Raw genomic sequence first — 24,309 nt, 5'->3', positions numbered from 1 at the left:
GTTTCTCCTCCCCGCTACTCGGCCGGCACACGGTTCACGCCGACGGCGAAGCGCGGTGCGATCAGGCCGTAGATGATGAAGCTGATGCCGGTCACGAGCATTCCGCCCAACACGGCATCCTTGCCGGAAGCATAAATTGCAAAGACGCTGTAAAGCATGCCGATCATGCAGATGACGGCATTAAGCCGGTATTTCGCAGGCGGCACACGCGCCGCCTTCATGATGACGAACAGCGCCGAGAGTGCGATGATGTAAGGCAGGACGTTGGTTACCACCGCGAGATTGACCAGAGCGGAAAACTGCTCGCTGAGTGTCGGAGAAATTGTCATGAGAGCAAGACATGTTTGCACGACACCGAGAATGATCATCCCCTTTACCGGCGCACCCATCTCGTTAACGTGGGAGAATATGACAGGGAACATTCGGCCCTCCGCGGCGGTGCGCGCAGTCTGCGCGATCGTGAACTGCCAGCCCAGGAGCGAACCAAGGCAGGCAAGCACTGCAAGCGCCATGATGATCGAACCGATCGTCGGATTGAACATAGTGGCGTAGGCCAGCGCGAAGGGTCCGGTCGAAGCTGCAAGTTCTGCGTTCGGTACGATGCCCTGAATGACCGTCGTCGACAGGATATAGATGACCGCAGCGCCAAGTGTGCCGAACATGCAGGCAAGCGGCACGTCGCGCTTCGGGTTCTCAACGGCATCCGAATTCTGCGCCGCCGACTCCATCCCGAGAAAGGCCCAGAGCGTCAGGGAAATACTCGATCCCATTCCTTGGCCGAGCGTCAGCCCCTTCGGATTCCAGGCGGCGGCGAAAGTGCTTGAACTGAACCACAGCCACCCGATGATCGAGAGCAAACCCACTGGAATGATAACACCCCAAACCGTGATCGAGCCGATACGCCCGGTGATTCGGGGCCCGCCGAAATTTGCCGCAGTCGTCAGCCAGAGAAGAACGATGAGCGCCAGACATGTCATGATCGGCGTCGAGGTCAAAACGGGAAAGAAGCCCGCGAGGTAGCCCACCGCAGAGATGCCGATCGCGACATTGCCGATGGCGAGCGACAGAAAATACAGAAAGAACACCAGGAAAAAGCCGTCCTTGCCATAGGCATCCTCCGCATAGGCCGACATGCCCCCCGGCCGCTGGTTGAAGATCCCTGCCTGAGCGAACCCGTAGGCAATCGCCATCGAGCCGATGGCGGTCACAAGCCAGGAGAGAAGCGAGATCGCACCCACTTGCGCCATGTTGGCAGGCAGCATGATGATGCCTGAACCCATCATATTGACCGCGACGATGAAGGTGAGTTGCACCAGGTTCATCTTTTTCTTGGCCGTGGCCTCGCCCGCAAGATGCATTGTGTTGTCGGTCATGATGAGATCCTCCCGTCCCCTTGCTCGCGCACGACGTACGTATAGAACTTGATCCGCCCATCGATCCGTTCCTGGAACACACCCTGGACTTCGTAGTTGAAGCCCGGGAAGCGATTGAAAGATTCTTCGAAAGCCAGGAAATAATCGCGCATCGGCCGCGCCCTTTCATCCCACCGCTCTCCCGGCACGATCACTCCGATGCCGGGGGATAGATCAATGCCAGCGTCGCCGAGATCCGGCCAGCGGCTTCAACGAGCGGCACGTAGTCGACATTGTTGGCCACCAGCGCTTCATAGGCCTGTTTCGGCGCAATTGCCGGTTCCGGAAAACTTTCTGAACGGAAACACAGGCGCTGCAGGTCCTTGACGCCGGCATCGCGATAGAACGAATGCATCTCCCTGCAGACCTGCCGAACCGTGTAGCCCGCATAACGCTCGCGATTGGCCGCAAACACCGTCGGCAGAACCTCCTGCAGAGGCGCGTCGCGATCCCAGAGGTTCTTGAACTTCACCAGCTTGGCCACCAGCGTATTCAGCTTGCTCTCATCCTCTGCCGGCGTAAGCAGGAAAAGCAGGCTGTTGAGATCGCACTTCTCCGGCACGACCCGCTGCTCGCGCAGATAGTTGGCGACCACGGTCGCCGGAATTCCGAACTCGCGATATTCGCCGGTCTCCCGGTCGATGCCCGGCGTCAGCAGCGTGAGCTTGTTGGGATCGACCATGGTGTAGCCGGGCGCATAGCCGGCGTAGCCATGCCATTTTGCCTCCGGGCCGAACCTCCAGCACTGCTGCTCGCGCTTGAGCACATCGGTGGGGATATCTTCCCAGCGTGTCTCAGCGAGGTCACTCGAATGCTTTGAACCGGACACCGAGATCTTGTCCGGCACGAAGGGATCAAAGAACCACTGCTCTTCGGGATTTGCACCCTTTGTTTCGTAATGCTTCACGAAGCCGCGCAGCTTCTTGCGAACCTCGATCCCGAGTTCGATACAACGATCCCAGAGCATTTCGCCCGCCTTGCCTTCATGGACCTTGGCATTGACGTCAAGCGAGGCGAAGAGCGGATAGAATGGAGAGGTCGACACATGCATCAGCAGCGATTCATTAAAGCGCTTGTGTTCGACGAACCGGCGCTGGCCGCTGATATGTTCGTCGCGCTTATGAATCTGCGACGCCTGTGAAAAGCCGGCACCCTGCTTGTGCACCGACTGGGTTGAAAACAATCCCGGCATGTCGGCCCCAAGGTCCTTGAGACGCATCGGGCTGTGGCCCTCGAAGAGCGGGTGGAAGGCATTATAGCCGATCCAGGCCTCGTCCCAGAGCACGTAGTCGCAGAGATGGCCGATCTTCTCCATGACTTGGCTGACATTATAAATCGTTCCGTCATAGGTTGCGAGCTGGATGCAGGCGAGGCGGAAGGGCCGGTCTGCCTTCGCACGGTTCTTGTCGGAAACGAGCGGATGTTCCTCGATCTTTCGCCGCAGCCAGCTTTCCTCCCATGCCGCCCAGTCCACCGCGCCGATCATGCCGAAAGAATTGCGGGCCGTTGGCAGATAGATCGGAATGGCGCCGGCTTGAACAAGAGCGCCCTGATGCAGGGATTTATGGTTGTTGCGATCGAAGAGCACGAGATCGCCGCTGCGCAGCACCGCATTGGCGACCACCTTGTTGGAGGTACTTGTTCCGTTGAGAATGAAATAGGTGCGGTCCGCACCGAAGATGCGAGCTGCCTGTTTCTGGGCTTCGACGGCTGGACCTTCATGGATCAGGAGGTCACCGAGATCGACATCCGCGTTGCAAAGGTCGTTACGGAAAATGCTCTCGCCGAAATATTTGAAGAATAGCTGTCCGGCCGGCGACTTCCGATAGAACTGGCCGCCCTGATGCCCGGGGCAGTCGAAGGCGATATTCGCCTCGCCGTCATACGCCATCATGCCGCCGAAGAACGGCGGCAGCAGCGACTTGCCGTAATTGACCGCGCTGGAGACGATCTGCTTGGCGTAGAAGGTCGGCGTCTGCTGGCCGAGGTAAACGAAGCCGTCGACCTCGCCGGCCATTTCGACGACGTCCATATCCTTGATGGTCAACGTATCGGCCATTGCCCAGATCGGTGTACGGAAGCCGATATCCCTCACCGCGCGAAGGAAGCTGCGAGCCGCCGACAGCTGGCCGCCTTCCACCGAGCCGATATAGGCGCCAACATCGGCATCCTCTGAGACATCGGCTGAATAATCGCCACGCAGTTCCACCTCGAAGCCCTGGTCGACGATCTGTGAGACCAGTTCCTGAGCCTGAGAATTGCCGCGATCGATGATCGCCACGATCTTCAGCAACTTGTGGAAGGGTATGGCGACCGTCGGAGACTTCACATCACGCGGGATCATTCCTGCTCCTCCCCTGCAATGCAATCGACAAGGTAGCGGCGTCCGCCGTCACCGGACGCGAAGCGAAGGCCGTGAATATCCGTTTCGAAACCGGGGAATTTGCGGTCGAAGTCTCGGGCGTAAAGCAGGTAGTCCTGGATGGACTTCGTCGATTGCGTGATCCTCTCGCCAGGCATGATCAGCGGGATGCCCGGCGGATAGGGAACGATCATCACGGCGAGGATGCGGTTCATCAGATCGTCGATCTCGATGCTCTCGATCTTGCCCTTGACCAGCCGGTCATAGGCATCGGCGGGACGCAGCGCCATCTCGGGCAGCACCGTGTACATCTCGCGCTGGGCTTTCGGCACGTCGTCCTTGCGGTAGATCGCATGGATCTTTTCGCAGAGATCTCTCAATCCCACGCCGGCATAGGCTTCCGGATGGGCTGCGGCGAGCGCCGGCAGCGCCCGCGTCAGCGGCGCATTGGCGTCATAGAGGTCCTTGAAATTGATGAGCTCGGTGACGAGCGTGCTCCACTTGCCGCGGGTAATGCCCATTGAGAAGAGAACAAGGAAGGAATAGAGGCCGGTCTTCTCGATTTCGATGCGCCGGGAAGAGAGGAACTTCGTGATAACGGCCGCCGGTATCCCGTGCTCGTCCATCGCTCCGCTTGCAGAGAGGCCCGGCGATAGGATGGTGACCTTGATGGGATCGACCATGACATGATTTTCGGCAAGGCCGGCGAAACCATGCCAGGCATCGCCCGGCTTCAGCACCCAGTCGGCATGGGTGTCGCTCGGCGTCTGCTCGGCAACCGTCGGCTCCCAGACGTCGAACCACCAGCTGCCCTCGATTTGTTTTTTCACGCTGTTCATCGCCCGGCGGAAGCTGATCGCCTCATCTATCGTCTCCTGCACCAACGCTCGCCCGGCGGGTTGTTCCATCATCGCAGCCGCGACGTCGCAGGAGGCGATGATGCCGTATTGCGGCGAGGTCGAAGTGTGCATCATGAAGGCTTCGTTGAAGCGTGTGATGTCGAGCCGCTTGGTCTCGGCATGCTGGATGTGAATCATCGATGCCTGTGAAAGCGCGGCAAGCAGCTTGTGCGTCGAGTGCGTGGCAAAGGTGATGGCGTTTTGCGATCGGGTCGGCTGGTTCGACGAGATGCCGTGGAAGCCATCATAAAATTCGTGAAAGTTGGCGTAGGCATACCAGGCCTCGTCGAAATGCAGCACCTCGACCGCGTCGCCGAGCGACGCCTTGATCGCATCGACATTGTAGCAAAGCCCGTCGTAGGTCGAATTCGTGATGACCATCAGCCGGACCTTGCCACTGGTCTGCCCCGCAAAGGGGCTTGCGGCAATCTTGCGGGTGATCGCCTCTTGCGTGAACTGATCCTTCGAGATCGGACCGATGATGCCGAGCCCATTGCGAGAGGGGATGAGATAGATCGGGGTGGCGCCCGTCATGATCAGCGAGTGCAGGATGGACTTGTGGCAGTTGCGGTCACAAAGCACGAGATCGCCGCGTCCGACCATGCCGTGCCAAACGATCTTGTTGGCCGTCGACGTGCCGCCGACGACAAACAGCGTCTCGTCGGTGCCGAAGATGCGGGCCGCGTTGCGTTCGCCCTCGGCGATCGGTCCGACATGATCCAACAGCGAACCGACGCTGGCGACCGATACGGAGATATCGGACCGCAGCGTGTTTTCGCCGAAGAACGTATAGAAAAGCTGGCCGACCGGGCTCTTGCGGAAAGCGACACCGCCGCCGTGGCCGGGAGTGTGCCAGGAATAGGCGCCCTCAAGCGTGTAGTCCATGAGCGCCTTGAACATCGGCGGCGGTAGCCGGTCGAGATAGTTGCGGGCGGCCTGCGCAATGGCGCGCGCCATGAATTCCGCCGTATCCTCGAACAGCCGGAAGAAAGCGTTGGCGTGGCGCAGTACCGTGGCGGGAACGTCTTCGGCGGTGGTTTCGTCGCCGAACAGGAAAATTGGCAGGCGGTCGTTCCTCTGCCGCTTTGCGGCCAGGACCTCTCCCAGAACCTGCCAGCGCGTGGTCTTGTCTTCGCTTCCGTCGACGGACACCAGCCAGCAGGATTCGGTGTTGAAGATATGCACGAGGCGCCGCGCATCCTCGTAGGAAACGCCGGAAACGATCCGGAAGCCCTCCTTCTCGATCGCAGCCGCGAGATCGCGCATGCCGCGGCCGGCAGCGCTTTTGCTATCAAAATCCTCGTCGATAACCGCTATCGGAAATGACATCTGGAATTCCATGCGTTCCTCCAGAAACCGAGGGTCAGAAGCCGCGATCGCTCTACAGCGACGCGCATCTCAGGTGACGGGATCGTACAGGACGGAAAATGCTCCGTCGTTGATTGCAATCAACGCGAGGCAAAAGCATTTCGATTTTTGTGTGAAGGCCGACGCGGAATTAGTCGGCCCATTCCGAATTGGCCGTAAAGGCGATCGTCAGCCAGCGATTGGCGCTCTCATCTCCGATTGCATCGCCTATCTCATCCCTGAGTGCGTCCCATTCCTCCACGGTCTTCGGACGTAGTCCTTCGGGCACGATGAAATAGAGCTCGATCTGCGTCGCCCTGCCTATCCGGGCGACATAGGCGCGATGAGAGAGAAAACCGAGGCGACGAACGGTTTCCGTGGCGACGTGATCGACATGCTCCTGGAGATCGACGGGCGCTATCAGCAGGATTTCGGTCATTGCCTTCCAGACGGTACCGATCGGAAGTGGGATCATGACCAGGCAGACCAGCGCCAGAACGGCGGGGTCCACATAGCTGGCAACCCACGCGATCGGCGTCGGCTGCACGGCCATGCCCATCAGAAATGCAATTAGCAGGGCAAGCGCGATGCCGCCGGACATGATCCAGGCCGTGATGTCGAGCGAGATGAAATCGGATTTGACCCGGGCATTCAGCTTGATGCCGAGGAAAGCCATGACGGCGCAGACTAACAGGGTGGCCGCTGAATAAGCGATCGCCATGCCGAATTGCAATTCATGGCCGCCGTTCAGGATGCTGATGATCGCGCTGATGAGCGCATAGACGGCGACTGTCATCAGCAGGCAGCCGTTGAGCATCAGCACGATCGGCTCCAGGTGCCAGAAGCCCATGGTAAAACGGTTTCGGATTCTGCCCGATTGGGCGTCGCTCTGCGTTGATTGTATGATCAGAGAGGAAACCCAGAGCGCCAACCCGGTCATCGCCGCATCGGCCAGCGCATAAACGCCGTCGAAGGCGATGGAGAACGATCCGGAAAGAATGCCGAAAACCACGCCCAGCGTAGCGACCACCACCGTCGCTGCGATTGAGATCCTGAGAAATCCCCGCTCGCCTAACATCATTGCCGTGCCTTCGACAGCCTTCATTGCAACTGTTTTATGCTGATCGTGAAGGTGAAACGAGATGTGAACAGGTGGGTCTGCCTTCATCTCTTGCCAGTCGCAGTCGCCCACGGCAGCCTGGCGACTGTCCTATCAGTGGAGGCGGCCTCGCGGCCTGCCTCAGCTTATAGATCTGGTCGGCTCAGATAGCGGTCATTTTGTATAGAATGTCATATTGCCGTTGCGTGCTCGCGAAACCCATTCGATATCGCTCGCGGTGAGCTTCTTTGTCTTGAGCTGGGCCGTAAGCCATTTGTTCGCGCGAATTGCATCTCGAATGGCTTTGACATGCTCTTCGCTTCCCTGCGTTGGGTGTGAGCCGGTCTCGGAAAAATCGGCCGTCCTATAGCTGACGATCGTGAATCTTCTGTCGTGATAGGTTCGCACCGCCTCAGGCAGATTCTCGCTCCAGTTCATTCTGCGATATTCGCGCCTAGTTTGCTGGGCCTCGACCGGCGCAATTCCGGCGGCGGCAGTCACTACGGCAAGTCCAATGATCATGGCCATCTTCATCGCACTAACTCCCGAGATCGAAATGTTGTTTGCTTGCCCAGGATAGCGCATGTACCCGCGCCAGGCATTGCGTACGATCAACGCTGTTCAAAGAACGGCATCCCCCTGCTCGCGCGGGCCTGACCGTGATGCTCGAAAGACCCCCACCGACTACGCATTGAACCGGATTGCGGCGTCCGTTCTTTGGGAGGAAGATTGCGTCTGGGAACGGGTGTCCAATTTGAATTAGGCTTCACAAAGGGCGTCTCTAGGGAGCGGAGCATGACAACGTCGCCAAACGGCAAGAGTCTTGGACTTGGTGCCTGCACCGCCATCGTGGTCGGAAATATGGTGGGGTCGGGCTTTTATCTTTCGCCGGCTGCGGTCGCGCCCTATGGCAATCTCGCGATCATTGTCTGGATTCTCATGGGTGCGGGGGCAATCTGCCTCGGCCTGACCTTCGCGCGGCTGGCAAGCCTGGTGCCCGCCGTCGGCGGACCCTATGCCTATACGAAGATCGCCTATGGCGATTTCGCCGGCTTTCTGATTGCCTGGGGATATTGGATTTCCATCTGGACGTCGCTTCCCGTGATCGCGATCGCCTTTACCGGCGTGATGATCGACCTCTTCCCGGCCCTCGGCAACCGCTTCACGGCGACCGTGCTGACGCTCGGCGTTATCTGGGCGATCGTGCTCGTCAATCTTCGCGGCGTCCATGCGGCAGGTCTGTTCGCGCAGGTGACGACCTATGCCAAGCTCATCCCCTTCGGAGCCGTCGCCATCATCGGCCTGCTCTTCATCGACACTTCGAATTTTTCCGATTTCAACCCGAGCGGCCAGCCTCTGTTGCAGTCGTTTGCGACGCTGGCGCCGCTGACCATGTTTGCCTATCTGGGGCTTGAATCGGCGACGGTACCGGCAGGCGATGTCGAGAACGCCGAACGAACCATTCCGCGGTCAACCGTAATCGGCATCTCGATCGCTGCGGCCCTTTACGTGCTTGGCACAGTCGTTGTGATGGGCCTCGTGCCGCGCGAGCAGCTTATCCATTCGGTCGCGCCCTTCTCTCAAGCCGCGGGCATCATGTGGGGGCGTCCCGGCGAATTGGTGATCTCGATCGCGGTCCTAGTCTCCTCGATCGGTGCGCTCAATGGTTGGACCTTGCTGATGGGGCAGGTGCCGATGGCAGCCGCCCGCGACGGACTGTTCCCACCGCTTTTTGCCCGACTCTCGAAGCGCGGCGTTCCGGCATGGGGCATGATCATCTCAGCCGCGTTCGCAACAATCCTGGTGCTCGTCCAGGCGCTTGGTTCAGATGGTTTTGCCGCAGTCTATCGATTGATGGTCGGGCTGAGCACGATGGCCGCCGTCGTACCCTACGCTTTTTGTGCGCTTGCTGGAACTCTGGTTGCTGGCGCGACGCGAGGGCGAATGCCAAAGGTAAGCACGATCGAACTTATCGCCTTTGTCTTTGCGATCTTCACCCTGTATGGATCCGGCGCCGAACCGGTACTTTATGGCCTCGTGCTCCTGATGCTCGGCATCCCCGTCTATGTCTGGCAGAGGCGCAATGCCAGTGTAGCGACAGACAAAGGGACGGCATCGGGTGCTGTCACGCACCCTGCCGTCTCTGGATAAACCGCATCGAAAGGTCAGTGCCAAGTTAGGCGGGCAAAGCCGTCATGAATAATTGTCCCGCGCTCAGCGCGCACCATCCCGGCAATATCGGCGAGCGAACCGATAGCGGCCGTCTTCCCGCTTGAACGCGCGAAATGGCAGGCCGCTTCCACCTTCGGGCCCATCGAGCCGGCAGGAAAGGAGAACTGGTTGAGGTCATCAGGACGAGCCAAATGGATCGCCTTCTGGGACGGCTTGCCCCAGTCGATGCAGACTGCGTCGGCGTCGGTTGCCATCACCAGCAGATCGGCATAAAGCTCGCGGGCCAGGAGTTCGGAGCAGAGGTCCTTGTCGATGACCGCCTCGACACCGGTCAGCTTTCGCTCGGCGCCCTTTTCGTACATCGTCGGAATGCCGCCGCCGCCTGCGCAGATCACGATCGTACTCTGCTCCAAAAGCCAGCGGACCGGACGAATCTCAAAGATGCGCTTCGGCGCCGGGGAGGCAACGACACGCCGCCACTTCTCGCCATCCTGTTTGAAGACCCAGCCCTTTTCGGTACGGATCCGGTCCGCCTCGACCTGTTCGTAGACCGGACCCACGAATTTGGTGGGATTCTCAAAACCGGGATCGGCGGCATCAACCTCCACCATGGTAAGAAGCGTTGCCAGAGGTTGTTCGAACGGCAGGAGATTGCCGAGCTCCTGCTCCAGCATGTAACCTATCATGCCTTCGGTCTCGGCGCCGAGAACATCGAGCGGATAGGCTTCCTCGGGCTTGTAGGCCGCCCCCTGAAGTGCAAGCAACCCGACCTGCGGTCCGTTGCCATGTGTTATGACGATCTGGTGCTCTGCCGCCAACGGCGCAATCGCCTGAGCGGCGATGCGGGCATTCCGCCTCTGGGCGTCGGCTGTCATCGGTTCCCCACGCCGAAGAAGCGCATTGCCACCTAACGCTATAACGATACGCATCCCTAGTCTCCCAATGTAGCGACAAGAAGGGCCTTGATCGTATGCAGGCGATTTTCCGCCTGCTCGAAGGCGACATTGGCCTCGGATTCGAAGACGTCGTCGGTGACCTCAAGGCCGTTGCTCATGCCGTAATCTTCCGCGATCTGCTTGCCCAATACGGTCTCGGTGTCGTGAAAGGCCGGCAGGCAATGCATGAATTTGGCTTGACGATTTCCGGTTGCCTTCATCAAGGCTTCGTTGACCTGATAAGGCGTGAGCAGCTTGATGCGTTCGCGCCAGACCTCCTTCGGTTCACCCATGGAGACCCAGACGTCGGTGTGAACGAAGTCGACGCCCCGCACTGCCTCGTTGGGATCATCCGTGACCAGCAGGCGCGCCCCGGACCTCTGCTGCAGCTCCTTGGCGATGATCATGTACTCATCGGAAGGCCAAAGCGACTTGGGCCCGCAAATGCGCACATCCATGCCGAGCAAGCACCCAATGATAAGAAGCGAGTGGCCCATGTTCGAACGTGTGTCGCCCACATAGGCATATTTGATGTCGGCGATCGGCTTGTCGCTGTGCTCGCGCATCGTCATCACGTCGGCGATCATCTGCGTCGGATGATATTCGTCAGTCAGGCCGTTATAGACCGGCACGCCGGCATAGCGCGCAAGCGTCTCGACGCCCTGCTGGGCAGAGCCGCGATATTCAATTGCGTCATACATGCGGCCAAGGACGCGCGCCGTGTCCTTGAAAGATTCTTTGTGGCCGATTTGCGAGCCGGACGGATCGAGATAGGTCACGTTGGCGCCTTGATCCGAGCACGCGACCTCGAAGGCGCATCTTGTGCGCGTCGAGGTCTTCTCGAAGATCAGGCAGATCTCCTTGCCCTTGAGGTGCTGTTGTTCGGTGCGCGCATATTTGGCACGCTTGAGATCTCGGGCGAGATCTAGGAGGTACCGGAATTCGCGCGGCGTATAGTCCTGCACGGTCAGAAGCGAGCGATTGCGCAGATTAAAGCTCATTGTCTTGCTCCGTCGGTCTGGTTCGTGGGTGTGAAACGTCAGTAAGCGGGGTCGCGCCAGATGGGACACGTCATACAGTGCCCACCACCACGGCCGCGGCCGAGTTCGGAGCCGCGAATGGTGATGACCTCGATTCCCGCCTTGCGCAGAAGCGTATTCGTGTAAGTGTTGCGGTCGTAGGCGACGACGACACCAGGCTCGAGCGCGACGACGTTGTTGCCGTCGTCCCATTGTTCGCGCTCGGCCTGGTAGGAATTGCCGCCGGTTTCGACGGTGCGCAATCGCGGCAGGTCGAGCGCCTCGGCGACGACATCGAGCATCGGCCGATTTTCAGGGTGAATCTCGAATGTGCCGTCGTCGTCCTTCGGGTGCATGCTGTAGCAGCGGACCTGATCGACGACCTCGGCAAACAGCGTGACGACATCGCGATCGCAAAAGCTGAAAACCGTGTCGAGGTGCATTGCCGCCCGGCTTTTTGGCATTAGGCAGCCGATCACCCTCTTTGCCGCCTTGCTGCGGAACAGGGCCTGCGCCACCTGGCCGACGGCTTGGTAGGTCGTACGCTCGCCCATGCCGATCAGCACGGTGCCGTTGCCGATCGGCATGACGTCGCCACCCTCCATCGAGGCATTGGCGAACGGCTGGTCCGAATCGCCCCACCAGATCTGGAAACCGCCGCCGAGGAAGATCGGATGAAACTTGTAGATCGCACGCTGGATCAGCGTTTCGGCGCGTCGTGCCGGCCAGAACATCGGGTTGCAGGTCACGCCGCCGTAGATCCAGCACGACGGATCGCGCTGAAACAGCGTATTCGGGATCGGCGGGATGACGAAATCCGTCTCCGGCAGGGCGCTGAGCATCAGCGACTTCGCCTTGACCTCGGGCAGATCGGAGATTGCGATGCCGCCGATCATGAATGCGGCGAGCTGCGCTGGCGGCATTTCGTCAAGCCATGGCCGCATCGCTTCGGCGATCTGCGAGCCGAGCACATTCGGGGTGATGCGGCGGTCCAATACGAAATCGCGCGCCTGCTTGTTGGTAAGCGTCTGGCCAAGCAGGTCGTGGAGCTCAAGAACTTCAACGCCCCGTTCCTGCATCTTCAGCACGAAATCAAAGTGATCTTTCTGAGCCTCATGCACCCACAGGACATCGTCGAAAAGCAGATCATGGCAGTTGGCAGGCGTCAGGCGCTGATGAGCCAGAGACGGTCCGCACACCATGACGGTTCTTAATTTCCCGACCTCCGAGTGAACCCCGAAACCACGCATCTGGTCCTCCTTCCGGTCTTCCGGACCGCGGCCGCGCCGCCCGTTCTTCGAAAATCAGATTATTTCGGCCCCCTCACTCGTGTCATTGATCGCAGACAATCCGTGGCACATTATGTTGCAGCCCCTTCACCGGCGGAGGCTCTGGGTTCATTGGAGACCCGAAACATCGCATCGATGGATTTGCCATAGGCGCCAGTGGGTAGGATGAATGTCGAGCGCTTCGCCGGTTACGGCGTTGATCCAGCCATCGGGGCGACGCTGGCAGGGAAAAACCAGGGCGTGGACGCCTTCGTCGTCGATGACGGCGAGCTCTACATCCTGTTCGAACGGAGCTTCGACGGGCAATCGCCACATCACCGAACCCTCCTAAGTGTCCGCCAGCAAATGATCCACTGCGTCAGCCGGATACGAGGCTGTGAATCCGGCCCACCAAGACTTCCCGCGTGCCACGGGCGCCACTCCTATGGATTTTTCACGATAGTGGAACAACGACGCGGAAGCATTGAGCCGGATCAATGGCGACGAAGGACGTCGGCTATGAAGTTGCGCGAGTGTTCGCGAGAGAAGAACAATAGAGACTACGCGATACTACACGGCTTACCCACCCAATGATGGTATCGTGAGCCCATTCTGGAGGATAAAAGACGGTCCACGGGGCCAAATTCTCAAGGGGCGGAGGAGACCATCATGCCGATCAAGATGGAGGCGCCGCGCGTCGTCGCCGAAGTCGGTTCCACCGTCGTAGTCGAGCCAGGAAAAGTCCCACCCGGCATATCGCAAGCGCAGCCACGCAAAACGATGGGTGCCTTGCGTGATAAAAACAGCGGGCTGCGAATGGACTGGATCCGGCAACTCCACGAACACATGCCGGACGCTGTGTTTTTTATCGGTGATTCTCATGCAATTTCAGCCTGCAACAAGGCTGCGGTCGCGATGTTCGGTTATGAAGAGCGCGAGATGATCGGCCAGAAGATCGGTTTTGTCTGGCGCTCGACACCGAATGTAAGACTGAATGGACGCTGGGCAGACCACGGGGCGGTACGCTCCGGTCTGGTGACCACCAAGAGCGGAATTCAATTTCCGGCCGCCCTTACAATTATTCGCAAGCATGACGAAACAGGCGCCTTCACGGCGGCGATTTTCGAGGACTTTCGAACCGAGCGCGAAACCCTGGAGCAAGTTCAGGAGCTGCAGCATCAGATTGCCCGTCTTGCACGAATGACTGAATTGGGAGAGATGGCATCCACTCTCGTCCATGAACTTTCCCAGCCGCTATCGTCTATCGCAGCTTATTCCGAGGGGTGCGGGCGCCTTGTCATGAGCAAACGTCGCCAGAGCGATAAAGAGCTTCGCCAAGCGCTGTCGGAAATTACGGAGCACGCGCTCTGGGCAGGAAGTATCGTCCAGAACGTCAGGGAATTCGCGGAACGTGGTGCGTCCGAGACGAAACTGGAGGCGATGCACGAGCTGATCCATAGGGCGACAAGGCTGGCGCTCATTGGGTCGCGGCGTAAGGATCTTCATACCGACCTTCGGCTCGAAGCGGTTCAGGACACAGTTCTTGGAAGCCGCGTTCAGATCGTGCAGGTGCTCACGAACCTGGTTCGCAACGCCCTGGAGGCGACGGAGTGTGTCAAGCAACCCTCGATCGTGATCAGGACAATAATAGACAATTCCTCGCATCTCGTTGTTGAGGTGTCCGACAATGGCTGCGGGATTGCGGCCGAGATGGAAGAGTCGTTGTTTCGACCCTTCGTGACCGGCAAACCGCATGGCCTTGGGATGGGCTTGGCATTGTCCAAGCGCATTATCGAAGCGCATGGAGGCCGCATAAGCGCGCGTCGAAGAACGGAGAGCGGTTCAATCTTCTCCTTCTCGCTTCCGCTGGTGGAGACCGAAACCGATGGCGAACGACCTTACGATTCATCTCGTCGATGACGAGGAAGCGTTGCGACGATCTTTGACGTTTCTGCTGGTGTCGGCAGGTTTTGCCGTGCGGGCGCATAGCTGCGCAAAACAATTTCTGGATCTTCTCCCTTTTTCGGGCAGAGGCTGCCTTGTGACGGATCTGCGCATGCCCGATGTCGACGGCATCGACCTGCTCCAGCACCTGCGCCGGTTCAACATGGAGGTTCCGGCGATCGTCATTACCGGCCAGGGCGACGTCGCCGCAGCCGTTCGGGCGATGAAGGCGGGGGCGGCGGATTTCCTAGAAAAACCTGTCGGGGAGGGGGCACTAATCGCAGCGATCAATCTGGCAATCGGGCAAAGGAGGCCGGGTCGCGCGGTTGCCGATTGCGAAAGTGTCGCAGCACGCGTTCGTCAGCTCACGGACCGCGAACATCAGGTTCTGACCGGCGTGCTGGATGGCTTGCAGAACAAAATGATCGCCTATCATCTCGGCATCAGCTCGCGCACGGTTGAGGTCCACCGCGCCAACGTGATGGCCAAGATGGGGGCTCGCAATCTTGCAGAACTCATGCGCATGACCATCGCCATAGATGCAGTTGAGCAGCCAACCGACACCGCCCGGATCCCGGCGATCAACGCGTGGCCAGCCTGCGCCCGATAATTTCGAAAACGATGCTTGCAAGTGGAAGCTCCTGCGATATGATGATTTAGAAAGTGCTTAAATAATTGCGTGATCTAATCGTAGGGGCGATCATGAGAAACGCAACAAAGATCGATGTATTCAGCAGTCTTGGACCGACGGCTGAGGAAATCTGCCGACAAGTCGAGCGAATTCTTGCAAGTGAAGAATTTCACGCGCCGAAGCGTGCGCGCAATTTTTTGGAGTTTGTCGTCAGTGAGACGCTCGCTGGTCGATCGGGCTTCCTGAAGGCCTTTACTATCGCAAATGTGGTTTTCGGTCGGGAAGCGTCATTCGACCCGCAGAATGATCCGGTCGTGCGGATCGAGGCAGGCCGAATACGAAAGGCCCTGGAACGATATTATCTTGTCGCCGGCCAGACGGACGACGTCATTGTCACTGTGCCGAAAGGCGGCTATGTGCCGCATTTCGAATATCTCCGCGATGCGCCGCCGCCGCCGCAGAACGAGCCGGAAAATGCTCGAATCGCATACCTTGCGCAGCAAGCTCATCCGCTTCCGGAGGTGCTCGCACCGACGCTACCGGCGGGTCGCGGCCGCGGGATCGGTCTGCCGGCCATCTTCGTTCTTCTTCTCCTCGCGCTGGTGTCTGCACTTTTTATTGTCGGAGGTGTCCCAGTGCGCACGCCGCCGCCAGCAGCCCCCGTGCCGACCGTTGCCGTCGAGGTTTTCGCCGAAAGCAGCTCCGTTGATTCCAGGGCGGATATCGCCCGCGGCCTGCGGGACGATATTATCGGCCAGCTTGCTCAGCTCGATGAGGTCATCGTCGTCTCCCATCCGTCAACGGGCGATCGTGCCGCTGCCGCCGACTACGCGCTTCAAGGCAACATCCAGATGGACGGCAGCAGGTTGCGTTCGGTCGCCAGGCTGGTGCGCCAAACAGACGGGGTCGTCATCTGGGCCGATAATTTCGATGCCGATTTTCGCGCGCAAAACAAGCTTGGAATTCAAGCAAATGTCGCCCGGCAAATCGCCGGTGCGATAGCGCAGCCTCATGGCGCGATCTTTCAGGCCGAACCGGCGATAATCGCCCGGTCGGCGCTAAAAGCAGACCAGGATGCTGAAGCCTGTACCCCAGCCTATGATAGCTATCTGCAGACGATGACTGCGCAAAACCATAGTGTTGTGCGCGAGTGCCTGCGACAAGCAACTCAGCGTAACCCTGATAATGCTACGTCCTGGGCGCTCTTGTCCCTCGTCTATCTTGACGAAGTGCGATTTCGCTACAGGCTCGGCACCCCACCTTCGGCCGAACCTCTCGAATTGGCAAATGCTTCGGCACAACGGGCGGCATCGCTCGCGCCGGACAATACCCGCGTGCTCCGCGCCGTTATGCTGGTGAATTTCTTCCGGGGAGATATCGACAAAGCACTGGCAGCTGGAACGGCGGCCTATGCTGCAAATCCTGACGATGTAGAAGTTGCAGGCGAGTACGGCTTGCGTTTGGCGATGTCCGGAAAATGGCAATCAGGCTGCGAGTTGGTATCGATCGCGATCGACAAAAATGCCGGCCCGAGAGGCTATTATGCGGGTGGCATGGCGATGTGCGCCTTTATGCGGGGCGATTTCGAAGCGGCAGAACAATGGTCGCGAATATCCGATCTCGACTGCAATCCCATACGCCACCTTGCCCTGCTGTCCATTCTCGGGGCTGCCGGCAAGATGGCCGAGGCCAAGCTGGAACAGGATTGGATCCTTGCCAACGCGCCGGCATTGATGACGAATATCCGTCAGGAGATTTCCCTACGCTTGCAGCGCCCGGAGGATCAGGAAAGGGTTTTTGCCGGACTGCGCGCCGCAGGCATCCCCGTTGAGCTGCCGTCGGGAGGATAATGCATTTCGCCCGGAAGTGTGCAGTAGTTCCGGGATAACGACATGGATCAAAACGAAGAGCCAAAGCATGTCGCATGAATCAAGTTTGATGCGACGCGTTTTGGTGCCAGCAACCATGCCGATTGGACGGTCGCCGGCGATCGGAAACACGTTCGCTGGCAATGCGGCTACGGAAGCGGCGCTGCGCCGCTCAGTTTGCGGCTACTTGAAATTTCTACAATGACTTGAGCGGCAAGTTCATCCTCGACATCGAGAATGGTTTGATCGCGCAGCTCGCGTTCATATTGATTTGCCCAGATGACCGCGCCGTCGGCGCCGTCGACCAGGCGGACATGCAGATGCAGGATCGCGCCTTCGACAAGGGTGCTGCCCTGAAGAGTGAACAACATGCCGGTCGTCTCCATGCCGGATCGACCAGGAGCAAGCACGACAAGACTGTCCACCTTCATGAGCTTGGCGATCAGCTGATCGACCAGTCCCTTGGCAAAATCCGCCCCGCGCGCGCTGCCGCCGAGGGCCACGAGGGGTTCGACGACGATCCTGGTCTTGCTCTTCGATGTCGAGGCGGCAGGTGTCGGCGGTGTCTTGGGTGGTGAGAGGTAGGATTCGAGCGGGCGGATGAGGGCGAGTACCGCGATTGCGCCGAAGAGGGCGGGAATACCGATCGGCAAGAGAAGATCGCGATAGCTGATTGGTCGCTCATGCCTGGGCTGACCATGTTCATGACCCGGTTGACGGTGCTCGTTCGTACGATTTGGTGCATCGGCGGCCCCCAGGTTCGAGGTGTCTTCATTGCTCGAAAAATGCGGAGCATAACCCCCTTTGGGAATGGTGATTTGTATCGGGTCGTTGCGTCCGCAGACGAGATAATATCGTTCGAGGGCGCGACGGATTCGCCCGGCTTCGATACGGACAACCGGATCGTTCTGGGCATCGAAGGAGGCATCGCGGCCGAATACCGCCTGTGCGATCGCAAAGGCCTTGAGCTGTTCGCCGTGCTCTTCAAGCGTCTCTTCGACGATATATTGCAGGAAGCGGCGCCCGCGTTCAGGTGCAAGAAATTCCGGGCTTGCGAGTATACGATCGAGCTGCGCGCGAATGCTTTCCGAGTCTTGACGCGCCTTGCTGCCCCCTCCTTCTTCCGGTGCCATATAGACCTCCCGCGATACCGCCGTATCACTCTCAAGGGGCGATAGCTTTATACACTCTTCTGCGTCCGCGTGCTTCCGTAGCAATACGTAAGGGGTATCTCGAATACCGAGGCGCGCGAAGACTGCTTATGCTGGACGCGGATGGGGGACGACGCACATGTTTCAGGATTACGCGATCGGAAAATACACAACGGTGCCCGGCCACCGCAATGGATCCGTTTCCGCGACAGCCAAAGATCAGTCGATCAAACTCAGCGCCGATGAAACGATCTATAGCGAAGGGGAATACGCCCTCGCGATCTATCAGGTCGAAACGGGTGCCGTGCGAATTTACCGCCTGACAGCGAATGGCCACCGGCACATCTTATCCTTCTGCGGCAAGGGTGAATGGTTCGGGCTCGAAAACGGCAAGGTCCGAACCGATTTTGCGGAGGCCATCTGCGAAACGCGGGTGCGGCCGTTTCCCACCAATCAGGTCGCGGTCGTCCCCATCGATCTTTTGCACATTGCCCTGACCAATCTGGCAAAGGCGCAATGCAAACAACTCATCATCAGCGAACAAAGCGCCTTGAAGCGCCTGGCGGCTTTCGTTCAGGAGATGGCTGACAGCCATCCGGAGGATTCGGAATTCGATATGATGATGTCTCGTAGCGATATCGCCGACTATCTCGGGCTGACGGTCGAGACGGTTGCCCGCTCTTTCACGAAGCTTCGGGAAAAACGCATCATTCGTCTTGCCGGCAAGTCGCAGCGGATCGTTCGGCTTCTCGACCGGGATGCGCTCGTCGCCTTGACGACTTAGCCGGTCGGCGTCGTTTGCGCGCCTCAGAACGCGGCGCCCCAGGTCACAACAGAGGGTTTGAAACATGACACATGCGCCCCGCCGCAAGTTAATCGGAATCACCAAAAGAGGACTTGCCGGCCTCGTCGTCGCCCCGGTTTTGGCGGCGGTTTTTCAACTGCCCACCATCCATGCCGAGGACGATCCTTTCTCTCAATTTCCGTTGGTTATCCATTGCAAGTACAACGAAACCTATCATGCCTTTTACATATCGCGGGTCTCGCGTGACGGCGTGGCGACCTATGTCGCATCCGACCGGATCGCCGGCACGATCACGCTCGGCGGACAGGCAAAAGCGATCGGCGGTGCCGGCGGTGGGAGCTGTGTCGGCAAAACGCTGGTGGAGCTTCGTGCATCGCATCAGGCCTATGATTTGAAGCCTTAGCGCTTCATCCGCCTTGCCGGCGAGGTCACTTTGCCGGCGCCGCCGTGTTTGCCGCCTGTTGCGCGCGGATCGCTTGCGCGGCCGCCGCCGCGGCGCCGCCACCCTTGTCGTCGCCGCCGACCTGCACCGTCGGCTGCGCGAATGCGATGCCGTTAGCCAGGAACACCTCGCGAATCCTGGCATAGGCCTTGCGGCGAATATAGGTCTGCATGCCCGGAACCGTGGTCATGGCGAAGCTCAGGACGATGCCGTAGTCGCCGAACTGCTCGACACCCTTCATCTTCAGCGGTTCGATGAAGTGCTGGCCGAGTTCCGGATCTTCGATCAGCTCAGCCCCGATTTTCTTGGTTAGCTTGCGCGCCTTGTCGATGTCGGTGTCGAAGCCGACGGTGATCCTGAACTTATCGATCACCCAGTCCCGGCTCATATTCTCGACAGCGCCCAATTCGCTGAACGGGACCGTGAACACCGGGCCGCGATGATGGCGGAGACGCACCGAGCGCAGGCTAAAACTCTCCACCGTTCCCTTGTAGTCCTTGGCCTGGATGTATTCGCCCACCCGGAAGGCATCGTCGAGCATGTAGAACACACCGTTGATGACGTCCTTGACGAGGGTCTGCGAGCCGAAACCGATAGCGACGCCGAAGATGCCCGCGCCGGCGATCAGCGGGCCGATCTGCACGCCGAGTTGCGCCAGCACAATCAGCCCCGCCATGACCGCAACAGCGACCGCGAGCGCATTGCGAAAGATCGGCAGAAGCGTGCGGAACCGTGCGCGCCGGGCGGCGTCGGCCGGCGCAAGCGATGTCGTGCTGGTCGATATGCGCAAGGTTCGGTCGATCCAGCCGCGAGCTGCCTGCCAGAGTAGGTCGGCAACCACGAGAATCAGAACGCTCTTCAGGCCGCCATAGAACAAGGCGACGATCATCGGGTCGCGCTGACCGAGCGTATCGGGATTGAGCTGCCAGACGAGCGCCAGCCATCCCACCGCAAGCGCGATAACACCGGCGCGTGCGCCTCGGGCGATGAGGATACCGCGCAAGCTGCCGGGATCGCTGGTGAAGGATAGCGCGAACCGGCCGACCGCATTCAGGATGCCGGGCAGTACCAGCGCGTAGATGCCGATCCAGAACAGGCCTCTCATATTGAGGCACCAGACGAGCCACAGCACGACCAGGAAGGCCGCTATCGCCGCTTTCCTGGCGCGGCTTCCCTCCCACACCGACCACACCGCCTCGATCGCAAGCAGCAGTCCGAGCACCGAGAAGCAGTAGGTGATGGCCTTGATGACGTCAGGGGAAACGCCAAGCGGCTCGCTTGCGGCCGCGGTCGCGCCCGCAAAACAAACGAGGCCGAACAGGATCAATAGCCTCCGCCGCAGGGATGCTCCCATCGCCGCCGCAGACAGCAGTGCGGCCACCAATCGAAACAGGATGAAGGCCGAGAGATAGGCAAGCAGCGTCACGCGCGCGAGCGGCGGCCATTCCACCGCGAAAAAGACGATGCCCATCGCGCCCGCGAATATGCCGACCGGGATCAGCCGGCCGAGCAATGCATCGCGGCGCGCGGCAAATCTGCGATAGATCGCCTCGGCGGCAAGACCGAAAGCGACCAGGCCGCCGAATATGAGGAAAACAGGCGCATAGCCTCTGCTGGCGGCTTCGCTCCGGGCTCTCGTCGCCGCCGCCGTCACCTCAGCCGGGATTGCTGGGATTGCTGACAAAATCGCATGCACACGCGCCCGCGCGCCCGCCTCCCAGTTGGCCAAGGTCGAATTGCCCGCTGGCGTGGCGGGTGTCGCGGCCCCGCTTTCCTGCTTGCGGCTATCGAGCCAGGCTTTCACCTCGGGATCTTGCAACAGGCGCACGAGTTCGTCGATCTTCTGTTGCGGGGCCGCTGGCTGAGCCTGCGCCAAAGCACTCAGCGCGAAGAAAAAAGCGGCGGTGAAGGAAAGAAGCCATTTCAAGCTGGAACTCCTCACTGCGTCAGCGGCTGTTTTTTCAGGTCGCCGTCGAGCGTCTCGTCGGCGGGTCGTGGCGGTCTCTGGCGCGTAACCGGCTGCTCGATGATCGCAACCGGCGCCGCCACCGCGGTCGCGGCAACAGTGCCGATATTCGTCACCGTTCCGCCGACGACGGCGGTAATACCCTGGCCCAGCGTGACCTTGGAATCGGTCAGCGTCTGGCCGGTCATCAGGCGCTGGCCGATGAGCTGGACGATCTCGGGACTTTCGGCGAATTTGCCGTGGTTGAGCCTGTCGTTGGTCTTCACCTTCGTCAGGTCGATGGCCGTGATGCCGGCTTTCTCAAGCTTCGAACGGTAGGGCTCTTCCGCCGGATTGATCGCGCCGAGACGGGAAACGCGTCCGGTGATGAAGCTGGAGACGGCGAGAGCCTTGTCGTCCTGGGAAACGAAGATCGTGAATTTTGGACGCGGCTCGCCCATCTCTACATATTGTTTGGCGAAGACCTGGATGTCGATGTCGGGTGAGGCCAGGATGACGTTGTGGATCTTCGAATTGACGTGGCCGTCGCGTATCCCCATCTGCCGCAGCGATTCCATGGCAAGCCAGGTCCCCATCGAGTGGGCCATGAGGGTGATGTCCTTGACGTCGGGGTCGGCTGCCAGCGTACGCAGCGCCTGCTCCAGTGCCGTGCGCGAGTAGTTGGTGCTTTCCTTGTCGTATTCGTAGGCGGTGATCTCCGCTCTCGACGGCCAGGTGAACAAGACAGGCGTCGCCTGCATCTTGCTGTCGTGCATGATCTGCGCCAGCCGGAAGACGGAATCTTCATAGGTGTTGTTGAAGCCGTGAATGAAGACGAGCGCATGCCCGCTGTGCACATGCTGCCGGAACCAGACACGGCCCTGCGCCACCGTGTCGATCTGCTGGACGTTGGTCACGGCAAAGTCGGTGGCAGGATCGGGCGGAAGGCGCTTCGGCCATTGCACGGTGCCGGCTTCGCGCTTTGCCGGGATGGAAATCGAAATCTGCGTCAGATGCGGCTTCGAACTGCGCTCGCCGTTGAACAGCGTCGCCGGGTTCCCGGAAGGCTCGCGCGTGGTCGCAACCAGCATGTCGACCCTTGATGTCGGCGGCATTGCCGACGAACTGGAAACCGGCGTCATCACGCCGCCCGGATGCCCGCAACTTGCCAGCAGAAGAAAAAGAGCCACGCCACGTCTTGGCATTCACACATCCAGCAGTCGCCCAAGGAGGCTTTCCGAGCCCTGGATACTAGCAGGCGGGGTATGGCGGCGCCTGTAGCATCACGTAATATCTGTGGCTTTCAAGCCGATCCGGCTCGTCGGCCAGCACATTTTCAGCCATTCCGATCCCCTTTGCCAATTCCTCAACGAAGAGGATGTATCTTTGCTGCCGGAATCGCAGCGATTCGGCTTCAGGATCCGCAACCCATGACCAGAGCAAGACGCCGCCGTCTCATCCGCACCCGACGCACCGCAACCGGGCTTGCCCTCGTCGGCGCCATCTCATTTCTGGCCGGCATGACCGACGCGACCGGTCTGCTGCTGACCGGCGATTTCGTCTCCTTCATGACCGGCAATACGACGCGGGCAGCACTCGCCTTGAGCCAAGGCAATCTCTATCACGCGGCGGTGCTGATCTCCGCCATCGGCGCTTTCGTGCTCGGCAATGCGGCGGGGATCGTCATCGCCCATGTCTCCGAGCGTCGCATTTTCGTGGTGCTCGGCTGCGTCGGTCTCGTCCTGGCGCTCGCCTCGCTGACGACGGTGCAGGGCCTGCTGCTTGCACGCTTCTATATGATCGTTTTTGCCATGGGCATGGTGAATGCCGCCGTCGAACACATCGAAGGACTGCCGATCGGGCTGACTTATGTCACAGGCGCGCTGTCGCGCCTCGGCCGCGGCATCGGCCGCTGGATCATCGGAGACCGCCATATCGAATGGACGATCCAAATCGTGCCCTGGGGCGGCATGGTGCTCGGCGCGATCGCCGGCGCGGTGCTGACGCGGCAGACCGGCGCGCATGCGCTGTGGCTGGTCGCCATCTTTGCGATGGCGCTGGCGCTTGCCGCCATGTTCATTCCCCGGCCGCTTCAGCGGCGCTTCAACCAGAAGCCCGCGCCGCACCACTCGGCCATTGCACGCGGCAAATAGAAGCGTCGCATTCCTGTTACCCTCGAATCGGATAGGAAGCATCGTCGTCCGTCTCAAGGAGTAGGTCTTGTTCCTGATTTCGAAGCTTGTATGGATTTTCGCTCAGCCGCTGTCGCTGGCATTCTTCCTCGTCTTCCTGGCCCTCATGGCCGGCCTTCTGCGCTGGCGTATCTTAAGCATCCTCGGTGCCGCGGCTTCGGCCCTCATCCTCTTCGTCACGCTCTACACCACGGCCGGCAACCTCATGATGCAGGGCCTTGAGCAGCGCTTCGCCAAGCCAGCCGGCGATCCGGAGAGCCTGCAATGCATGATCGTGCTCGGCGGCGCCTTCGAAAATGAGGTGAATACGGTACGCCACGGCATCGAATTCAACGGCGGCGCCGACCGCTTCGTCGAGGCCCTGCGGCTTGCGCAGAAATTTCCCGACTCGCGCATCCTGGTCTCGGGCGGCGACGGCTCCATCTCGGGCGTCTATGAAGGTGATGCGGCGGCATCCGAGCGCTTCTTCCCGCTCTTCGGCGTCGGCAGGGATCGGCTGATCGAGGAGACGCAGTCGCGCACCACTTTCGAAAACGCCGTCAATACCAAGGAATTCCTGGCGAGCCAGGGGCTTTCCAAGTGCCTGCTGATCACCTCGGGTTTCCATATGCCGCGCTCCGTCGGCATCTTTCGCAAGCTCGGTATCGATATCGTGCCCTGGCCGACCGATTATCGCACCGACGGTCAGGTCAGGCTGGGCCTGGATTTCACCCAGCCGAACCTCAATGCCCAGAACATGGCGACGGCGATCCGCGAATGGTACGGCCTGATCGGCTATTATCTCGCCGGCCGGACGTCGGAGCTGTATCCGCGCTGAG

The 24,309-nt window shown here is 59.8% G+C and carries 19 protein-coding genes and 1 pseudogene; 8 read left to right on the top strand and 12 right to left on the bottom strand.

Annotation, left to right across the window (positions count from 1 at the left end; genetic code table 11):
- Positions 1-14 precede the first annotated feature (14 nt).
- The 5 genes and pseudogenes from potE to MF410_RS18815 form a co-directional block, all read right to left on the bottom strand.
- Positions 15-1,373 carry a putrescine-ornithine antiporter gene (potE, locus tag MF410_RS18835; RefSeq protein ID WP_097628430.1) on the bottom strand — a complete coding sequence of 453 codons (1,359 nt, stop codon included), beginning with the start codon at positions 1,371-1,373 and terminating at the stop codon, positions 15-17.
- Positions 1,370-3,756 (bottom strand): annotated as a pseudogene (speC, locus tag MF410_RS18830) (ornithine decarboxylase). The gene potE and the pseudogene speC overlap by 4 nt, the downstream one beginning before the upstream one ends.
- Positions 3,753-6,014, bottom strand: coding sequence for an arginine/lysine/ornithine decarboxylase (locus MF410_RS18825; RefSeq protein WP_097628428.1), 2,262 nt, complete (start codon positions 6,012-6,014; stop codon positions 3,753-3,755). Before MF410_RS18825 ends, speC begins: the two are co-directional and overlap by 4 nt.
- A 157-nt stretch (positions 6,015-6,171) precedes the next feature.
- Positions 6,172-7,098, bottom strand: coding sequence for a cation transporter (locus tag MF410_RS18820; protein WP_239620442.1), 927 nt, complete (start codon positions 7,096-7,098; stop codon positions 6,172-6,174).
- A 195-nt stretch (positions 7,099-7,293) separates the two neighbouring features.
- Entirely contained in the window at positions 7,294-7,653 is a 360-nt protein-coding gene (locus tag MF410_RS18815; RefSeq protein ID WP_239619949.1) for a hypothetical protein, read from the bottom strand.
- Positions 7,654-7,914: 261 nt separating this feature from the next.
- Between MF410_RS18815 and MF410_RS18810 the strand changes: the two genes are divergently transcribed.
- Positions 7,915-9,270, top strand: a complete 1,356-nt coding sequence (locus MF410_RS18810; protein ID WP_097628427.1) for an amino acid permease — start codon at positions 7,915-7,917, stop codon at positions 9,268-9,270.
- A 14-nt stretch (positions 9,271-9,284) separates the two neighbouring features.
- Here MF410_RS18810 and arcC read toward each other — a convergent pair whose 3' ends face one another.
- The 4 genes from arcC to MF410_RS18790 all read right to left on the bottom strand — a co-directional run bounded on the left by arcC (position 9,285) and on the right by MF410_RS18790 (position 12,849).
- Positions 9,285-10,220: a carbamate kinase gene (gene arcC / locus MF410_RS18805; protein ID WP_097628426.1), complete on the bottom strand. Its 936-nt coding sequence runs from the start codon at positions 10,218-10,220 to the stop codon at positions 9,285-9,287.
- Positions 10,221-10,222: 2 nt separating this feature from the next.
- Positions 10,223-11,227 (bottom strand): ornithine carbamoyltransferase, encoded by a 1,005-nt coding sequence (locus MF410_RS18800; protein ID WP_097628425.1) that lies wholly within the window; start codon positions 11,225-11,227, stop codon positions 10,223-10,225.
- Positions 11,228-11,265: 38 nt separating this feature from the next.
- Positions 11,266-12,495 carry an arginine deiminase gene (arcA, locus tag MF410_RS18795; RefSeq protein ID WP_097628424.1) on the bottom strand — a complete coding sequence of 410 codons (1,230 nt, stop codon included), beginning with the start codon at positions 12,493-12,495 and terminating at the stop codon, positions 11,266-11,268.
- Between the two features lie 147 nt (positions 12,496-12,642).
- Positions 12,643-12,849 (bottom strand): hypothetical protein, encoded by a 207-nt coding sequence (locus tag MF410_RS18790; RefSeq protein WP_097628423.1) that lies wholly within the window; start codon positions 12,847-12,849, stop codon positions 12,643-12,645.
- Positions 12,850-13,182: 333 nt separating this feature from the next.
- Here MF410_RS18790 and MF410_RS18785 point away from each other — a divergent pair, with 333 nt between their 5' ends.
- The 3 genes from MF410_RS18785 (at position 13,183) to MF410_RS18775 (ending at position 16,938) form a co-directional block, all read left to right on the top strand.
- A complete protein-coding gene (locus MF410_RS18785; RefSeq protein ID WP_097628422.1) occupies positions 13,183-14,433 on the top strand; it encodes an ATP-binding protein in 1,251 nt (416 codons plus the stop codon).
- Positions 14,399-15,067 (top strand): response regulator, encoded by a 669-nt coding sequence (locus tag MF410_RS18780; RefSeq protein WP_097628421.1) that lies wholly within the window; start codon positions 14,399-14,401, stop codon positions 15,065-15,067. Before MF410_RS18785 ends, MF410_RS18780 begins: the two co-directional genes overlap by 35 nt.
- A gap of 92 nt (positions 15,068-15,159) precedes the next feature.
- The gene (locus MF410_RS18775; RefSeq protein WP_179867164.1) at positions 15,160-16,938 is read left to right on the top strand and encodes a hypothetical protein; all 1,779 of its coding nucleotides are present in this window, start codon (positions 15,160-15,162) and stop codon (positions 16,936-16,938) included.
- 167 nt (positions 16,939-17,105) lie between these two features.
- Here MF410_RS18775 and MF410_RS18770 read toward each other — a convergent pair whose 3' ends face one another.
- Complete coding sequence (locus MF410_RS18770) at positions 17,106-18,089, bottom strand: hypothetical protein (RefSeq protein ID WP_097628419.1); 984 nt, start codon at positions 18,087-18,089, stop codon at positions 17,106-17,108.
- Between the two features lie 157 nt (positions 18,090-18,246).
- Between MF410_RS18770 and MF410_RS18765 the strand changes: the two genes are divergently transcribed.
- On the top strand, positions 18,247-18,891 hold the full coding sequence (locus MF410_RS18765; RefSeq protein WP_097628418.1) for a helix-turn-helix domain-containing protein: 645 nt from the start codon (positions 18,247-18,249) through the stop codon (positions 18,889-18,891).
- Between the two features lie 64 nt (positions 18,892-18,955).
- Positions 18,956-19,315, top strand: coding sequence for a hypothetical protein (locus MF410_RS18760; RefSeq protein ID WP_097628417.1), 360 nt, complete (start codon positions 18,956-18,958; stop codon positions 19,313-19,315).
- Between the two features lie 25 nt (positions 19,316-19,340).
- Here the strand turns inward: MF410_RS18760 and MF410_RS18755 are convergent, their stop codons facing one another.
- Both MF410_RS18755 and MF410_RS18750 read right to left on the bottom strand, forming a co-directional pair.
- Positions 19,341-21,281, bottom strand: a complete 1,941-nt coding sequence (locus MF410_RS18755) for a mechanosensitive ion channel family protein (RefSeq protein WP_097628416.1) — start codon at positions 21,279-21,281, stop codon at positions 19,341-19,343.
- 11 nt (positions 21,282-21,292) lie between these two features.
- Positions 21,293-22,504 (bottom strand): alpha/beta hydrolase, encoded by a 1,212-nt coding sequence (locus tag MF410_RS18750; protein WP_097628415.1) that lies wholly within the window; start codon positions 22,502-22,504, stop codon positions 21,293-21,295.
- A gap of 225 nt (positions 22,505-22,729) precedes the next feature.
- Between MF410_RS18750 and MF410_RS18745 the strand changes: the two genes are divergently transcribed.
- Complete coding sequence (locus MF410_RS18745; protein WP_097628414.1) at positions 22,730-23,452, top strand: YoaK family protein; 723 nt, start codon at positions 22,730-22,732, stop codon at positions 23,450-23,452.
- A 67-nt stretch (positions 23,453-23,519) separates the two neighbouring features.
- Complete coding sequence (locus tag MF410_RS18740; RefSeq protein WP_131710701.1) at positions 23,520-24,308, top strand: YdcF family protein; 789 nt, start codon at positions 23,520-23,522, stop codon at positions 24,306-24,308.
- Position 24,309: the final 1 nt, after the last annotated feature.

The organism is Rhizobium sp. C104, from assembly GCF_022354505.1.
In the GTDB taxonomy this organism is placed as follows: Bacteria; Pseudomonadota; Alphaproteobacteria; order Rhizobiales; family Rhizobiaceae; genus Rhizobium; species Rhizobium redzepovicii.
This window is presented reverse-complemented; position numbering and strand designations above follow the sequence as displayed.